This window comes from Streptococcus merionis DSM 19192, assembly GCF_000380085.1.
Lineage (GTDB): Bacteria > Bacillota > Bacilli > Lactobacillales > Streptococcaceae > Streptococcus > Streptococcus merionis.
In genome coordinates this window covers 1-16,080 of sequence record NZ_KB904544.1, presented here as the reverse complement: position 1 = coordinate 16,080, position 16,080 = coordinate 1, and the positions used below count along the sequence as shown (strand labels likewise).

At 40.9% G+C, this 16,080-nt stretch carries 16 protein-coding genes; all 16 read right to left on the bottom strand.

Annotated elements, in window-relative coordinates:
- Positions 1–35: 35 nt before the first annotated feature.
- Positions 36–1,439, bottom strand: coding sequence for a PTS transporter subunit EIIC (locus A3I5_RS0104850; protein ID WP_018373499.1), 1,404 nt, complete (start codon positions 1,437–1,439; stop codon positions 36–38).
- The gene (locus tag A3I5_RS0104845; RefSeq protein WP_018373498.1) at positions 1,429–2,271 is read right to left on the bottom strand and encodes a PRD domain-containing protein; all 843 of its coding nucleotides are present in this window, start codon (positions 2,269–2,271) and stop codon (positions 1,429–1,431) included. The genes A3I5_RS0104850 and A3I5_RS0104845 overlap by 11 nt, the downstream gene beginning before the upstream one ends.
- A gap of 380 nt (positions 2,272–2,651) precedes the next feature.
- The gene (locus A3I5_RS0104840) at positions 2,652–4,022 is read right to left on the bottom strand and encodes a PTS sugar transporter subunit IIC (protein ID WP_018373497.1); all 1,371 of its coding nucleotides are present in this window, start codon (positions 4,020–4,022) and stop codon (positions 2,652–2,654) included.
- Positions 4,015–4,464: a DUF3284 domain-containing protein gene (locus tag A3I5_RS0104835; protein ID WP_018373496.1), complete on the bottom strand. Its 450-nt coding sequence runs from the start codon at positions 4,462–4,464 to the stop codon at positions 4,015–4,017. The genes A3I5_RS0104840 and A3I5_RS0104835 overlap by 8 nt, the downstream gene beginning before the upstream one ends.
- Positions 4,454–4,798 (bottom strand): PTS lactose/cellobiose transporter subunit IIA, encoded by a 345-nt coding sequence (locus A3I5_RS0104830; RefSeq protein ID WP_018373495.1) that lies wholly within the window; start codon positions 4,796–4,798, stop codon positions 4,454–4,456. The genes A3I5_RS0104835 and A3I5_RS0104830 overlap by 11 nt, the downstream gene beginning before the upstream one ends.
- A 1-nt stretch (position 4,799) precedes the next feature.
- Positions 4,800–5,111 carry a PTS sugar transporter subunit IIB gene (locus A3I5_RS0104825; RefSeq protein ID WP_018373494.1) on the bottom strand — a complete coding sequence of 104 codons (312 nt, stop codon included), beginning with the start codon at positions 5,109–5,111 and terminating at the stop codon, positions 4,800–4,802.
- 38 nt (positions 5,112–5,149) lie between these two features.
- The gene (locus tag A3I5_RS0104820; RefSeq protein ID WP_018373493.1) at positions 5,150–7,135 is read right to left on the bottom strand and encodes a BglG family transcription antiterminator; all 1,986 of its coding nucleotides are present in this window, start codon (positions 7,133–7,135) and stop codon (positions 5,150–5,152) included.
- Positions 7,125–8,228: a DUF871 domain-containing protein gene (locus tag A3I5_RS0104815; RefSeq protein WP_018373492.1), complete on the bottom strand. Its 1,104-nt coding sequence runs from the start codon at positions 8,226–8,228 to the stop codon at positions 7,125–7,127. The genes A3I5_RS0104820 and A3I5_RS0104815 overlap by 11 nt, the downstream gene beginning before the upstream one ends.
- A gap of 19 nt (positions 8,229–8,247) precedes the next feature.
- Positions 8,248–9,624 carry a glycoside hydrolase family 1 protein gene (locus A3I5_RS0104810; protein WP_018373491.1) on the bottom strand — a complete coding sequence of 459 codons (1,377 nt, stop codon included), beginning with the start codon at positions 9,622–9,624 and terminating at the stop codon, positions 8,248–8,250.
- 132 nt (positions 9,625–9,756) lie between these two features.
- Complete coding sequence (locus A3I5_RS0104805) at positions 9,757–10,485, bottom strand: AAA family ATPase (protein WP_040834594.1); 729 nt, start codon at positions 10,483–10,485, stop codon at positions 9,757–9,759.
- Positions 10,469–10,771: a hypothetical protein gene (locus A3I5_RS0104800; protein ID WP_169850521.1), complete on the bottom strand. Its 303-nt coding sequence runs from the start codon at positions 10,769–10,771 to the stop codon at positions 10,469–10,471. Before A3I5_RS0104800 ends, A3I5_RS0104805 begins: the two co-directional genes overlap by 17 nt.
- Before the next feature lie 97 nt (positions 10,772–10,868).
- Complete coding sequence (locus tag A3I5_RS0104795; protein WP_018373488.1) at positions 10,869–11,150, bottom strand: DUF1294 domain-containing protein; 282 nt, start codon at positions 11,148–11,150, stop codon at positions 10,869–10,871.
- A 209-nt stretch (positions 11,151–11,359) separates the two neighbouring features.
- Entirely contained in the window at positions 11,360–12,166 is an 807-nt protein-coding gene (locus tag A3I5_RS0104790; protein ID WP_231869672.1) for a Cof-type HAD-IIB family hydrolase, read from the bottom strand.
- 463 nt (positions 12,167–12,629) lie between these two features.
- Entirely contained in the window at positions 12,630–13,286 is a 657-nt protein-coding gene (locus tag A3I5_RS0104785; protein ID WP_018373486.1) for an ABC transporter ATP-binding protein, read from the bottom strand.
- Positions 13,287–13,290: 4 nt separating this feature from the next.
- On the bottom strand, positions 13,291–15,492 hold the full coding sequence (locus A3I5_RS0104780) for an ABC transporter permease (protein WP_018373485.1): 2,202 nt from the start codon (positions 15,490–15,492) through the stop codon (positions 13,291–13,293).
- A gap of 331 nt (positions 15,493–15,823) precedes the next feature.
- Positions 15,824–16,080 (bottom strand): transposase (locus A3I5_RS0104775; RefSeq protein WP_018373428.1); only part of this gene is annotated, 257 nt, incomplete at its 5' end.

Genomic DNA, 16,080 nt, shown 5'->3' with positions numbered 1-16,080 from the left:
AATAATTTTTTTGATATAATAGTCCCTTTCTAATCTTAATCCTTCTGAAGGACTGGATCCTGTTTATCAAAGCCAAAGAGATAAGTCAGAGCTGCAGTTACTCCTAATGAAATCAAACAACCTATGATACCGTGAATTGTGTTAGTCATTCCGCCGCCAACATAGCCTAACACCATCAAAAAGTTAGTTGCGCCAGCGACATAAGTACCGACACTCATGACTCCAGCATACAAACCTCCAACAAAGCCACCGATTGCCAAGGCTATAAATGGTTTTTTGAAGCGCATCCCTACACCAAAGAGCGTAGGCTCCGTCACACCACCAACTAGGCCTGAGATGACGTAACCCAAAGCCAGACCTTTTTCTTCTTTATCTCGTATACGCAAGAAAGCACCGATTGCCATTCCAAAGGCCGCAAATTGCGCCATTCCACCAGCTGTTAAGACAAAGAAATCAACGCCGTTAGTCAAGATAGAAGAAATACCAAAGAAAATGAGTACGTGGTGCATACCTGTCAAAATCAGAAAACACCAAATGGCTGCTAAGACTGCTGTCGCTAAGAAACCTGCTCTGTTATTAAACGCTATCAAAGCACTTCCAATCCAATTTCCAAGAATATTCCCAAGAGGAGCCAATAACGCAAAGGCTAATGGAACTGTCATAAGCATGGTTAAAAATGGGACAAAGATCGTGGCAAGCGTACTAGGAATAATCTTTTTGAAAAAGCTCTCAAGATAGCTCATAACAGCTACGATAAGCAGAACAGGCAGCAAGGTTTGAGCGTAATTGTGCATGGTCGAAGGAATAAAGCCATAGACCTGAAAGGCCTGACCATCCAAAGCCACTAATTCTGGCACTAGAAGCATAGCTCCCGCAAACAGCCCCATAACCTGATTTGCTCCTAATTTCTTGGCAGCTGTAAATCCAACATAAATTAGCATGAAGTAAAAGAAAGCATTGTAGAGCGCATTAAGCAAAACATAGGCATCGCTTTTAACGCTGATTAGATTTAATAAATCTGGACCAATAATGACCAACACGGTCTTGAACATAGCCGCTGTAATCATGGCAGGAATCAAGGGAGTTACTGACCCAGCCATATAATCCAATATATTCATACCGACTTTTTTCAAGGTCAATTTTTCTTTTGGTTTATCTAAATTCTCCTCAATCGCTTCATGTGTTGAAATGCCAGCAAGAGTGGTTAATTCTTGATACACTTTTGGAACGTGCTGGCCGATGACGATTTGGACTTGGCCACCAGACTCCACTAATCCTAAAACGCCTGGAATAGCTTTAACCGCCTCGTCATTGACGAGGGAGCGGTCTTTCAGATTTAGACGCAGACGGGTCATGCAGTGAGTAGCGAGACTGATATTATCCGCCCCACCGATTTGTTCTAAAATAGCTTGCGCTAGTTGTTTATTTTTATCGGACATATTTTTCTCCATTTTGTTCATAAAGCCTGTTGATATGAATCATCAGGTAAAGCAATTCGTCATCTGCCCCTTCAATCTCATAGCTAGACTGGAGATAGTCCATGACGACTGTGGCAGTACGGTAGATAGCTGGTTGGCCGTTTTTAAGCGAATTCAAAATAGCCTGATTGCCTTCGATGAAATGCTCCTGCTGCTCCGTCCGACTAAGATAATAGCGAACATGCGTTTGGAAACGTTGGTAGTTAAACTCCTCGCGGTTAATCGTCACTTGGAGTTCTTTTTCAATAATTTGTGTGATAATCTCGATCAACTCTGAAAGCTTGACTTCCTCACTTGAAGCGGCATACTCTGCTTGACCATTGATAAAGTGCATAGCAACCGCTGTGACTTCACTATTTGGCAGTTGAACCTGTAACTTTTCGTTAATCAGATTGAGCGCCTGCTCGGCGACTTTTGTCTCCTTGGGATAGGATCTAGCCACTTCGTGTGAAAAAAGAATCTTTACTTCTTTAAAATCACTCAAGCGCTTGATGGCAAAGTTAATATGATCTGCCAAACTAAACACTAAAGTTGGATTAAGTTGCCCATTTAGCTGAGTTTGCGCCATATTAACGATTTCAACACTGAGCTGAATTAGCTCTTCTGGCAATTCTGTCAGCAATTGTGCAAAATGCGCATTGAGCTTATAAAAGGTCATATCGATTTTTGACAAGTCTGTGAGCTCATAAGGCGTCTTTGGAAAACCGATCCCTCGACCAAAAGCAATCAATTCTTGACCGTTATTATCAATACATTCTGCAACATTATTATTGATTTTTTTGACTACTTTCATCTTTCTACCTTTACAAAATTGATTAAAAAAACTCTCTAGAAGACACACCACACCCTTCACTTAGATGTCTGGTAATGCCTCCCAAAGAGTAACAATCCGTTTATGAAATTAACAATAGTCTACCAAAAAATGATAGCGTTGTCAATAGAATTTGAGAAAATTTTCCTAAATAAACCACTATCTAAAGATGAAAATTATTTTTCCTCCTTTTTCTAACCTGAACAATTAGATTATACTAAGAAAAATAAACGGAAACTATAAGCCTTGTCAACCAGCTTAGCTGGTGGTTTTCTTGTTTTTCTCTGCGAGAAAAACTGGCTTGAAGCTATAATAGAAAAGAGACTGAGCACTCCTGTCTCAATCTCCTTGTGTTAATTAGTCTAAACGTCTTCTTCCACTTTGACACGATTTGCTGCAATGACAAATGGTGCCCAGATTAAGAAGGCAACAAAAATATTGAAAATAGAGACCAAACCTGCCATGAGGTTATTCCCCGTTGCCAAGAATGCATAGAGTCCCGGAGGGGTGATCCAAGTAACTAGTACGTAAACTGGTGGAATAAGCCCTGCCGTCGTTGCCGCATAAGCAATCGCACAACAGATAGGTGGAACAATCAACCACGGAATCACAAAGTAAGGATTCAAAACCATCGGGATACCAAAGGTAATCGGCTCGTTGATGTTAAAGACACCCATTGGTGCTGATAGTTTTGCTACTGTGCGGTATTCTTTGCGCTTAGAAAAGATAAAGATCGCGATAATCAGGGCTATGGTCACACCTGAGCCACCCATTTGGGCATAGGCATCAAAAGAGCCACGAGTCCAAAGCCAAGGAAGTTGACTGACATCTCTTGTCGCTTCATAGACAGCTGTATTTTCCAAGAGAGCTGGCGCGTAAATACCATCCATGATCGGTGCTAAAACGTTGTGACCATGAAGACCAAAGAACCAGAAAAGTTGCACGAGGAAGGACAAAAAGACAACACTGAACCATCCTTGAGACAGATTCATCAACGGACGTTGGATATACTCTGAAATCAAATCGTTAAGCGGTTTGCTGGCTAGCACCACTGGCAGATAACCAATTAAAGCCGAAGCATAAATAGCTACTGTACCAGGAATGATGGCCGCAAAAGCCTTGTTAACTGCTGGCGGTACATTTTCGGGCATTTTGATGGTGACATTCTTATTCATCAAGGTCGTATAAATCCAAGATGCAAACATACCGATAATCAAGGCTGTAAAGAGACCAGTCGCCCCAGCATAGACCGTTGTCAAAGCACCCCATTCCGATGTTTCTAAGGTAGAACCATTCAGGACTAAGCCTAGTCCAGACAAGGCCTTAAGGACTGACTTATCTACTCCTGTCAAATCAGTCATGATGGTTACGGTTTGTGGCATAGTGGCTACAAAGGATGCAAAAGATACCAAGCCTCCCGCGATTGGATTGACTTTTTCCGTTTGAGCATAATTATAACCAACCGCAAATGAAAAGATGAGAGCCGTAATGGCAATGGTACCAAAATAGACGTAACCATTTATGGTAATCAGCGGTGTCATAGCTTTCACAAAACCAGTCCACCCCATATTGGTTGGAATATCGCGGAAAAAGACGTTTAAAAGGACAGCGATTGACCCTGCCATGGTAAGAGGCATCATCGCGATGAAAGAATCTCTGATGATGACCAAGTGTTTCTGGGATCCTAATTTCCCAGCGATCTTCATAAAGCCATTCATGAATTTATTATTCATGTGACATTACCTCCTTGTTTTTTGCGAATTCTGCTAATTTTTCAATTTGTAAGGCCATACGCTGTTCGAGTGACCGACGCATGAAAGGCATTAGCAATTTATAATTCCATGTGTTTAGTTTTCCTTCTGGGGAAAATTCCTCAGTGTAGACGATATGACAGCTCCTATCGTCTTTCGCTTCTATCTGATAACGCAGCCATTGGGTTCCTCTACTGGAGCGAAAGGCCAGTCCATACTCTTTATTGGGCTTTAGCACAGTCACCCTGACATGGGCTTGGTTGGCCTGATTTTTGCCAAACTTTTTGTGAAATTGCAACCCCTCTTGCAACGCACTTGCTTGAGCAGTCCTGCCGAGAGCTGCTTCATAATCTGATTTCAAAGCGCTCAGCAAAAAACAATAAATGTCTTTCGCTGAAGCATTGACAGTCTTTTTAACTTCCATGGCAAGACTCCTTGAGTTCAGCCATCTCCTGATAAACATCAATCACTTCCTTAGCCATATCGATAAAGGTGATAGCATTCATGAGATGATCTTGACCATGAACCATCAAAAGACTAACACTGACAGCCTCACCGTTTGCTTCCTGAGTGAGTAGCCCTGTCTGAGCATGGTGAGCCAGTCCGAGGGAAGCTTGGGCTTCTGATAATTTTTCTTGTGCGACCGTAAATTCCTGTTTTTTAGCAGCTCTAATCGCTTCGACAGCCTTACTCTTTGCGTCACCACCGTACATGATCAGCTGCATGATTGTTTCTAATAAGGGAGATTCGTTTTCCATATCAGTCTCCCATCAAAGCCAAGGCACTATTAAAGACATTTTCACCATTCATCACTCCGTAATCCACCATGTTGATGTCTGTCACCTTAGTACCTGGTTCAAATTTTTCCTTATACTCGTCAAGCATGAACCGAACCTGCGGCCCGACCATCAGGACATCTATGGTTTTGCTTGCAAATTCCTGATCCACTTCTGAAACAGGAACTGCCCAAATAGTAGCTTCAATTCCCTTGGCTTCAGCTGCCTTTTCCATTTTGGTTACCAAAAGACTGGTAGACATTCCAGCATTGCAAACTAACATAATGTGTTTCATAACTTTCTCCTATTCTTTACTATAAAATTTTTGTTTATTTAAGCATTTAAAAATAACTGACGAAAATGTGTGTAGCTAGGCTCTTTAAGAAGGCTAGCTTGAATCTTGTCATTGTCGATCCATTGCGCCAATTGATGTGACACGATTTTCAATTCCTGATTGCGGTGCCTTGATGGTGATAACAGGACCACAATCCGAATCTCTGGATGAGCATTGTCCCAACTAATCCCTTGTGGCACACAAGCAACAATCACTTGTGCTTTCTCACTCATCGCTTCCATCAGATGGGGAAAGGCCATCTGATCCGAAAAAGCAGTCGAGCATAATTGTTCACGCGCTAAGCACTGCTGGTAAAAAGAGGCAATATCTTGGCTTGTGACAACCTCATCTAAGCAAGCAATCATCTGCGTCAACAGCTGCTCCTTCGTCATTTTCTCCGTTATCAGTAGAAAATGGTCTGGCCTAAAACAGTAATCAAAGGCTTCTAACAATTGTTGCTGATCTTGCTGAGAATGGCTTTGCGATGTTGAAACGGATCGCTTTGCAATCGTTTGAATACTGCGATTGATCGCCTGAATATCCGCAGCATTTAGAAAAACGCTGACAGTCACGCTAGGTACCGAGAACATGAGCTCACTGATGTCAATCGAAGAGATAAGCAAATCAATGTCCTGCAAATGCCTATCTGAGAGCTCATGGTAGCTAATACACTCTACAATTTCTAAGCGCTGTCCAAAATTGGCTTCCAGACGATTTCTCAACACTTGAGCACTACCAACACCTGTCGCGCAAACGACAAGTGTTCGAATGGCTTTTTGGCTCATTTGTCGGTCAAAAGCTGCGATAATATGCAAAGTGATATAGGCCCATTCATCATCGTTCACCTCAGTATCTGCCAAAAATGATAAGGATTTGAAATAGCGCTTCGTCAGCTCAAAATACTCTGAGTACTGCTCCTTAATTTCTTCCAGCAAGGGATTTTCCAAACGCATGCCATGACGAAGACGGAGCTGCAAAGGTGTCATGTGGGCTATCAAAGCCTCTAACAACAGATAATCCTGACTTAGGCTAGTCGATTCCTCGCGGTCAATATCCTCTAAAACAGCTAGAATATCCTCGGAAAAGGGTGACGTTTGCGAAAAATCTTCCGACAATTGTCTTGACTTGGCCAAGAGATGCAAGGCCATATTTTGCGTTTCACCGACTGGAAACGCTAACTGTAACTGCTCCTCCAAACGCTCTAAAATGCGCTGTGCTACTTGATATTCTGTCGTTTTTGAAAGTTGCTCAGCTTCTGCAACATCCGCCAAGGCATGACCCGTCTGCATGCGGATAATGGTTAGGCTAATGTGAAGCAAGAGATTGGTCAATGTAAAATCCGAAATTTGGAGAGCCCCTTTTTGGCACTCTTCTAGAACGACCTGACTCAAAAAAGGAAGGTCAACATTTCGTAGCAAGGTGCGAGATTTTAAATCTGTTCGCAAAACTTCTTTGAAGTTAATAGTTAAAAAATAATCTGAAATAAAGCGTCGTTTTTGAGCTTCATCACCAGAAACCTGATAAATGGACGGCGCAGCCCGCAACAGCCTTAATTGATAAGGTTCTAACAATTGCCGAATCTCCGCCAATAGGTGATTCATACTACTTTTGCTAATATGAAAGGCCTGCCTTAATTGGTTAAGATCAACAGATTCTTCCTCAAAAAAGAGATGTTTGAGCAGGAAATATTGCCTTTCTTGCCCCTCTTCAATTCCTCTGGCATCACTGAAATTCTCTTTGGCATCTAGCCATTCCTGATACTGCTTTTGAAAAATCGAAGCCTCTACAATTTTCAGCCGAACCCCTAAACCGTATTGGTAATCTAATGCCGCTCCAAAAGGTTTAATCCGCTCTTCCAAGCCTGTCAAATACTTGCGCACCGTCCGCTCAGAAACCGCCATCGCATCTGCAAGTTGTTGGCTTTTTTGGTAATCAGCTTTTTCATAGAGAAGCTGTAACAGTTGCCATTCTTTCTTATGTAACATGACCACCTTCCTTCGTTACAACTTCAAACCGAAATCCCTGCCAAGGTTTGATCAAGTCTAACAGAGGCAAATCTTCTTGGCAGATACGCCCGACCGTATTGGTTTTCTCAGACGCCTGAAAATCACAGAGGGCAATCTGCAACTCCCCACAATAACGCCCATAGAGGCTATTATCAATCAGGATCTCCCCTCGAGAAACCTTCTCACCTGCACGGTAAGGCTTTATAGTTGCTTGATTGTATTTAGCCCGATGCCCTGTCGAGCGAATGACATAGTCCGAAACATCGCCACGGTAAACATGATCCTCAGTGATAATCTGCCTTTCAATCTCTGAGACGCCCTCATTCAGCTCCATATCAAAGGTCAACAGTTCAGCTGTTGCTAATGTGGCCAACTCTTCTGAGGACACCTTCTGATTAGCAATGATGATATGGTCTACCAAGCCTGTTGCTGCCAGCCATTTGTACTGGGCGCGCAGTGGCAGATGGCGATGTGCTTCAAGCGTGCAGAGCCCTTCTGAAACTGGCCAAGGCCCTGTATCAGCACTATGCGCTGTGATAAAAGCAGCGCGTTCAATACCGTAGTCGCTAAACTGTTGACTGAGGTCTAAGAAATAAGCTGTTCCAAGACCTGTAAACTCCCGTGGGTAAAAGTTATGACAGGCGGTGACGTTTTCCAGATTAGCCCCTTGAGCGACTAAACGCTCTAACAGCTTGGGTTCGGTACTCATATTGAGCTCGATGTTAAGCCTTTCTGCGTTTTGCGTCAAAGTTACCAATTGCTCGTCAGGGTAGGATTCGTCTAGCCTGAGCCCTGCAAGTCCAAAGGCTTTTGCTTGAGTGACGAAATCCTCTTGCCAGCTCATTTTAGTGATAAAGCTTGGACTAACATCCGCAAAGACTGACAGACCTTTTTCGGCACAATAGCCAATAATGGCTCTGTAATGCGCAAACATCGCCTGATCTTCTGGATCCAGCTGCAAAAGACTGAGAAAGACACGTTCACAAGGATAGGCTAGAAATTGATCGACATAGGTTTTTAAGCTGTCCAAGTCCTCGTGTTCTGGATAGAGGGAAAAACCAAGTTTTGCCATACACTAGTCCTTTCTGGGCTTAAAAGCCATTGTTCTGGCTCAATTGTTTAAACCAGAGCCCTGATTTTTTGATTCTTCGTGATTGGTCAGTTAAATCTAGCTCGACTAAGCCATAACGATTCTTATAGCTGTTGAGCCATGACCAGCAATCGATAAAGGTCCAAACCAGGTACCCTTTACAATTAGCGCCTTCTTGGATAGCTCTGTGGAGTTCTAGCAAATGCCCCTTGATGAACTCGATACGGTAATCATCCTGGATTTGGCCATTTTTGCGGAATTTTTCCTCCCCTTCAACACCCATGCCATTCTCTGTCAGCAGCCATTCGATATTGCCATAATTTTTCTTAAGATTCTGGGCAATATCGTAAACGCCTCGCTCGTAAATTTCCCAACCGCGGTGCGGATTCATCTTGCGCCCTGGCATCTCATAATGATCAAAATAAACAGATGGGAAAAACGGTGCCTCAGGGTTAGCCGCATATCTCGGCGCTGCCACCCGCAAGGGTTGGTAATAATTGACGCCGAGGTAATCCACACAGTTCTCCCGAATAACCTCCAGATCCTCCGCCTGATAAGCTGGCGTCAAATCATGCATCCGAATAAGGTCAATCAACTCCTGAGGATAAGCCCCCTTAACAGACGGATCTAGGAACGATTTGGCCTGAAAGAGTTCTGCAATGCGAGCCGCCTTGACATCAGCTGGGTGCTGGCTACGTGGATAGGCAGGTGTCAAATTGAGCACAATCCCAATCTTACTATCAGGAATAAGCTCATGACAGGCCTTGACTGCTAAACTGCTGGCCAACTGTGTGTGGTAAGCCACCTGAATACCAGCCTTGGGATCAACTGTCGCTGGATAATGAAGCTGGTAAAAATAGCCACACTCGACAGGAACGATTGGTTCATTAAAGGTAATCCAGCGATCCACCAGATCACCAAACATCTCAAAGCACAGACGGGCATACCGCTCGTAAGCAAGAACAGTAGAGCGCTCCACCCATCCTCCTTTTAACTCCAATGCCATCGGGAGGTCAAAATGATAGAGATTAACCAAGAGCTCAATGCCACGCGCCTTGACTCCCTCAAATACCTTTCGGTAAAAATCAACCGCCTTGGGATTGACCTCTCCATCACCATCTGGAATCAAGCGTGACCACTGAATCGATGTCCGAAAAGCGGTATGGCCAGTCTCTAACAGATAATCTAGGTCTGTCTCGTAGTGTTCGTAGAAAGTTGAGGTCACTTCTGGCCCAACTTGATTGTGGAACTTTTCAGGAGCCTGACGGAACCAGTAGTCCCAAGTATTATCCCCCTTGCCATCATCAGGCAAGCGCCCTTCTGACTGAGGTCCTGAAGTGGAACTCCCCCATACAAAATCATCTGGAAATCGAATCATGATTGTAAGTCCTCCGTCTTGTTTGGTACAGTTCTATCATACTCAACTTTCTCTGATATGTAAACGCTTTTTAAAACATATATTTTCCATTTTAAATCGGAAAAGGCCAGCAAAAAAACTGATCCTATCGGATCAGTCTCTAAAAAGATGATGCAAAAGTTGCTCTGGCTGTTCCATCAGCAATTGAGTGATGCGATAGCTCTGCGTTTCCTGATAATTCACCTGCTTGATTTGATCTGAAAATTCATAGATCCGCGCATTTGGCAAACGACTCAAAATAGGCGAATGCGTCGCAATTAGAAATTGGGAACCTGACTGAGCGAGTTCATATAGTTTAACCATGACCACCAGCTGGTTCTGAGGAGACAAGGCCACCTCTGGCTCATCTAGAATATAGAGCCCCTGCCCACGAAAGCGCTGCGTTATTAGATTCAAGAAAGCCTGACCGTGAGAGCGTTCATGAGGTACTCCGCCATAAACCTTCTCCATCAGCTGTCTTCCTTTTTCACCACGATAAATCTCCTCTAGATAACTAGAGACATTGTAATAGCTCTCACCTCTCAGAAAAAAACTATCCTTGGGTCTCTCATAGCCCTTGGAAATCCTGATGTGTCGATCCAAGCTAGCATGGGTATCTCTGGTTGAAAAGTTGAAATTGATGCTACCACCTTCTGGATTGAATCCCATCTGAACAGCGATAGCTTCCAGTAAGGTCGATTTGCCACTGCCATTTTCGCCCATAAAAAAGGTAATCGGACGATCAAAGGTCAGTTGTTCCAGCGATTTTAGGGCGGGAATTTGAGCAAAGTAAGCTTCCTCTGGCAAATCCATGACGGTCACACACTCAATGAACATCGTCATCTCCCTCTATCACCTCAGCGTCCTTGATCCTTCGCCCTAGCTCTCCAAAGTCCTGAGGATAGTCTTGAAAGCCCGACTCTTCTGTCCATGACACACCCTTCTCGGATCTCTTGTCTGGAGCCAATAACTGCTTGAGCCAGCCCCAGATAAGCATCACTAAAAGAATGACCAGAATGGGACGCCAGAAAGATTTGAGAAAGACAAGTCCCAGTAAGAGACCGATAGCTAGGCAGCCACAGCCAGTATTTGAAGCTTTGCGATTAACATAAACAATACGTGCCATCATTTTCTCCTTTTATGCCAGATCTTTTTCTCATTTTACCACAGTAAAAGCAGAAAATCGTCTCAAAACCTGATAATGAGACGACTTTTGTAGCTAATGATTAGACCACACCACCAAACCAGATCCAGTAAAGCAGACCGACTAACAGTGCCAGACCAAGCCACCAGATTAGTTGAAAATACCACTTGCGAATCTTATGATGAAAAACTTGGCCGCCTAACCAAGCACCAGCTCCTCCTAAAAGCAGCCCTTCAAGGAGGAGAAACTTTTCTGACAACCGCCAGCGATTCCTCACAGCACAGTATTTGTCCCAGCCGTAGCTGAGAAAAACCAAAACATTCCAAATCACAAGTAGCAGGGTTAACAATTGTTTTAGTGTCATTATTTCCTTTCCCATCAAGACAGACGACCAGTCCTTACTTTCCCATCACTATCTGACGTTCTACTTTCTCCTAAGGATTGTTTCAGTTTACCAGCTTCAAAACAGACTGTCAATTTTTATCATTAGACGACAAAGACCTGATGAAAGATGTTGGTTGAAAGGGATTTGAAAGCCCTAAATGTTTGACCCACTCAGTAACTGAGCATAGTCTAAAAAGTTAGATAGTGCTCTATGACTTCTAAAACACCATCCGCGTTATGGCTGGGTGCTTGGAATTTTGCAACTTCCTTAACATCATCACTGCCATTAGCCATGACATAGGAATACTTGGCCATGCGTAGCATTTCAATATCATTTCCACCATCACCAAAGGCGAGGAGATTGTCGCCACTTAACCCCCATTTGTCCAACAAATAGGCCATGGCTGACCCCTTATGAACTCCTTTAGAGATAACATCAATATTCCCATGACCGCTGGTCACAGCTGTTACGGTATTGCCAAGACGCTTATTCAACTCATCAATAATAGCATAGGTCTGCTCTTCTGGCGTATTAAATGAGAATTTCATAAAGTAATCATCTGGAAGACTTTCAAATGAGGCAACTTCTTTTAGATGATGATAGTAAATAGCAAAGAGGTCTTTTGTTTTTTGGTCTGATTTTACCAAAATATAAGCCGATTTCTCACCACAAAGAACCAATTCATGGTCTAAGTGAGCTTCTGTCAGATAATCTAAAACCACACGGACAGTCTCGTCAGGCAAACGATGACTCTTAAGGAAGTGAGCATTTTCGACAAAATAGGCTCCATTTTCACTGACAAAAGTGATTTTGTCTTCTAAATCAGGAAAAAAAGACTTGATTTGATAATACTGATTCCCAGAAATGCTGACAAATCGAATTCCCTTTTCTTGCAGGGTATCAAAGATTCTGGCAAAACGCTCTCGATTATAATCATTTTGAGCATTGAGAAAGGTACCATCCATATCTGTTGCAATTACTTTAATCGCCATCATCTACTCCTTTATTTTGGTCCATTTCTTTATGCTTTCAGGCACTTTTTGTACATTATCTATTCATAATCGAGTCCTTCCAATGGTCGTACTTCTGTCCTTTCTCAAAAAGATAGATAGTTTTGTATATATAAAACAAGCCAGTCTTATGAAAAAGACGCAGAACTTGAAAAAAACCAAAAAATCAATGAATCGTTCTAGTTTTAAGATAACATTTTTCTGAAAATAATTCTATTCAAATCTACAATACCAATTACAAGAAAAAGATAAAAATGACTGTTAGCTAGTGTAAATTATGATAAATGAACACTTTTATATTTGGAATTTAAAAGTAAAGAGGAGACTAAGACAAAAACTAAAACCCTCAGTAATTTTACACCTAGAAACTTCTGAGAGTTAGTCTTAAGGAACTATTTTATCTTTGACTCATTTTTTCATAAAATTTAATAAACTTCATGACAAATTACTAAATCAGATAAGCTGACTTCAATGAGACGATGCGATCACATTGTTTTGCATGGTCTAAATTATGTGTGACGATTAGAATCGTTTTTCCAAACTGATCTCTCAACGACCGAATTAAATCAAATGATTTTTGAGCCATATCAGGATCCAATGAGCCTGTTGGTTCATCTGCCAAGATGATGTCACCTGGTTTTAAGATAGCTCTCACGATAGCGATTCTCTGTTGCTCACCTCCCGATAATTCATTAACCTTACTATTTAGTCTATTTTCCAAACCAACAAATCGCAGAGTTTCTTTAATCTTTTTCTCCTTCTCATCTTTGGAGAACTCAGTAAAGGTCATGGCAAGCATGAGATTATCTTTTACACTTGCTGTAGAGATGAGTGCATTTGATTGAAACAGATAATTGATAACATTCTTTCGATAGTTAACTGCAGAACGTGAATTCACTTTTGGTAAGACTTTCCCATTGATTAAAATCTTACCACTATCAATATTATCCAAAAGGCCAATCATATTGAGTAAAGTAGACTTTCCAGAACCAGATGGTCCTACTAAAGCTACAAATTCATTTTCCTCAACATCAAAACTTAAGCCTTTTAAAATTTCACGTGACCCAAATTTTTTTGACACATTTTGTACGGAAATCATAGACATTAAATCACCCCCTAAACGATTGTATGATGTTTTCTCCTTCTTTACGAAACAGATTAAAGTAAAGAAGTAATAATTGGAAAGCAAATGTAACTAGTGTTAAGACTATTCCTAATTTTGAACCTAGTAGGATAGAAACTAGTAGTTCTATCGCAGAAACACTAACAATAAGAGAAAGAACACCGATATATCTCTTCCAAGGTGAAAAGCCCATGAAATACTGTACATACAGTTTTTCCTCGAAAAGCAAACGATAAATCAAGACAAAACTCCAAAAGATAGACATCATGGTAAAGATAATAATAGCAATGATACTCCCAAATAAGTAGAAAGTATAACCAAGATCTTTCTGAAGTCCATTGATATAATTCTTGACCGTTGTAAATTTCAATTCATTGTCTGACAAATCTGGGAACTCATTATCTAAAATTGATTTCACCTGATTCATTGTTTCTTTATCACGAACTTTCAAAATACCGTTATAACCACTCACAGATAGATTTGCTGATTCCATGAAGTACAAGTTTTCAGGAGCAGCTACAAAAATAACAGGGTCCTTACTAGTCACACCTTGATCGATTGATTTTGACCAAGTAAAAATGGACTTAGATGGCTGATAGGTTCTAAATAAAAATCTTGGATTTTCTGTAAATTTAGTCCCTATATCCCCTGATTTTACCCTGACAACTTCCTGCAAGTAGGCCTTCATGGTTTCAATATCCGCTGAACCTAGAGTATCAGGAATAAGATACAATCTAGCTCCATTACGTATTTCGGATAATTCTTCATTACTTAACTCAACTCCCAGTTCATATAAGTAATTATAAGAATAGGTTAAATACCAGAATGGCTTTTTAGGAACATTGTGGTACGTACCATAGACTGTATCAAGGTATTCTTGTCCAAGATATTTCCCCTGAGCAATATAAACACCTGAAATCTCTGAAATTCGCTGGTAAAAGCGATACATGCTACTTTCTAGTGAATTTGTAGTACCGGAGTAAGTTCCTATATCATCTCCTTCCACAAAATCTGAAATAACATACATATCTTCAACGCTTTTCCATTCTCTAGCTACTTTGACATTATCAATAAACTGATTCATTGGTGCATCTAAAGAATGACTGACTACAATTAATAATCCAGCTACTAAAGCATAGAATAACAAACTGGTTGCCATTAATGGTTTCATTGGTAGCCGTTTATGAATTGCAGCTAATGGAGAAACCAAATAAACAACAATACTTGGAACGATTAATGTTAACAATAGTAACAAGATTGAAAGGCTTGTACCCGCAAAGACTAACACAAATGATGATAGTCCAAAACTAGCCCAACCTGACAAAAACCAAGTTGCTAGTGCGGAAACAGGTGCGATATAAATAGAAAACAGAAGAGAATCTTTGAAGAGGGCAAACCACAACTCTTTCCTATCCCATCCCAATAGTATCAATGTCCCAAAATGTTTAAAGGATTGTAAAACACATATTAGGAAAAGAACAAGAAGGACCATAGCATTTACTGCAATACTAGCAGCTAAAACGATTGGCACAATTCCCTCAACAGTGTTACTGCCAAAACTCTCTCGGGTCAAGTCTTCAACAGAAATCCCAGTAATGGCTGAGAGGTTTGACAAAAATGTTTCTCTTGAGAGATCGTCCTGAAGACCATTGATATGATATATCCCGTTTATAGTATTTGTTTCTTGAAAAATATAGTCTAACCGATTTATGACAACAGGCGTTGTAAATAACAAACTTGGTAATTCGTAGAGCATATTATCAGACCCCTTATCAAGTCCAATAGTCAAGTTATTGTCACTATGGGATAATAAATCTGAAATTTGTTGGCGTGATAAAATCATTTTACCACCGTTTGTAAGATCTGAAAAACCCGCAGGATTCCCAAGAATATCTATATACATTCTATTTGTTGCACCATCCCTACTACTATTTGTAGTACGTTTCGTCCAAATAGATAAGTCGGTTTGCTCCAAAAAATATTGGAATACACTTTGCGACTGTTCTTCCGATAATCTTTGAAGATAGACAGTAACTGTTCCAGAATTACGGTTATAATTTTTCCATGACTCCTCATACTGAACAGCTGTAAAAAAAATTGCCATCAGAGCAAATAATGCGCTCTGAATGGCAATCAAAAACAGGATTAAGTACTTCATTTTACCTAATAACATGTTTTTGTATGTCATAGGCGCTTACCTACAATTCCAGTAATCTTTTTAGTGCTTTTCGTCATAACAAAGTCTCCATTTCATTTTTGACTAAAATTAACAATTACAGTAAACCAATTTTACTTGATGTTTTTGTATATTACAAACATTACAATTTTGCTACATTAGCTACAATATCTTGGAAATTCTTGGAATTCCAGTTTGTCCCAATTGACATCATCACTTAAAATTTCTATACTCTCTCCATTATAGCAAGTTGGAATAGAGATGCTTTGGTTTTGAAAGGGAAACAAAATAACTATATCTACTATTTTTTATTTATTAATGATGATATGCAGAGATATAGTCATTAAGTTTTAAAATAGTCTTCAAAACATTCGGAAATGCTAGAGAGTTTTCTTAACAGCTCTGTTATATGGTACTTCAAAACTGCCCAAGTTTGTTCAATTGGGTTTAGTTCAGGGGAATAAGGTGGTAGTGGCAAAAAATAGTGATGATGTTGAATACCAATGTTATCCAGTCTGGATTTGGGATGAAAGGAAGCATTATCCATAATCACAAGATGAGGTTCCCTTAGGCTAGGGATCAACTGTTGCTCAAACCAAG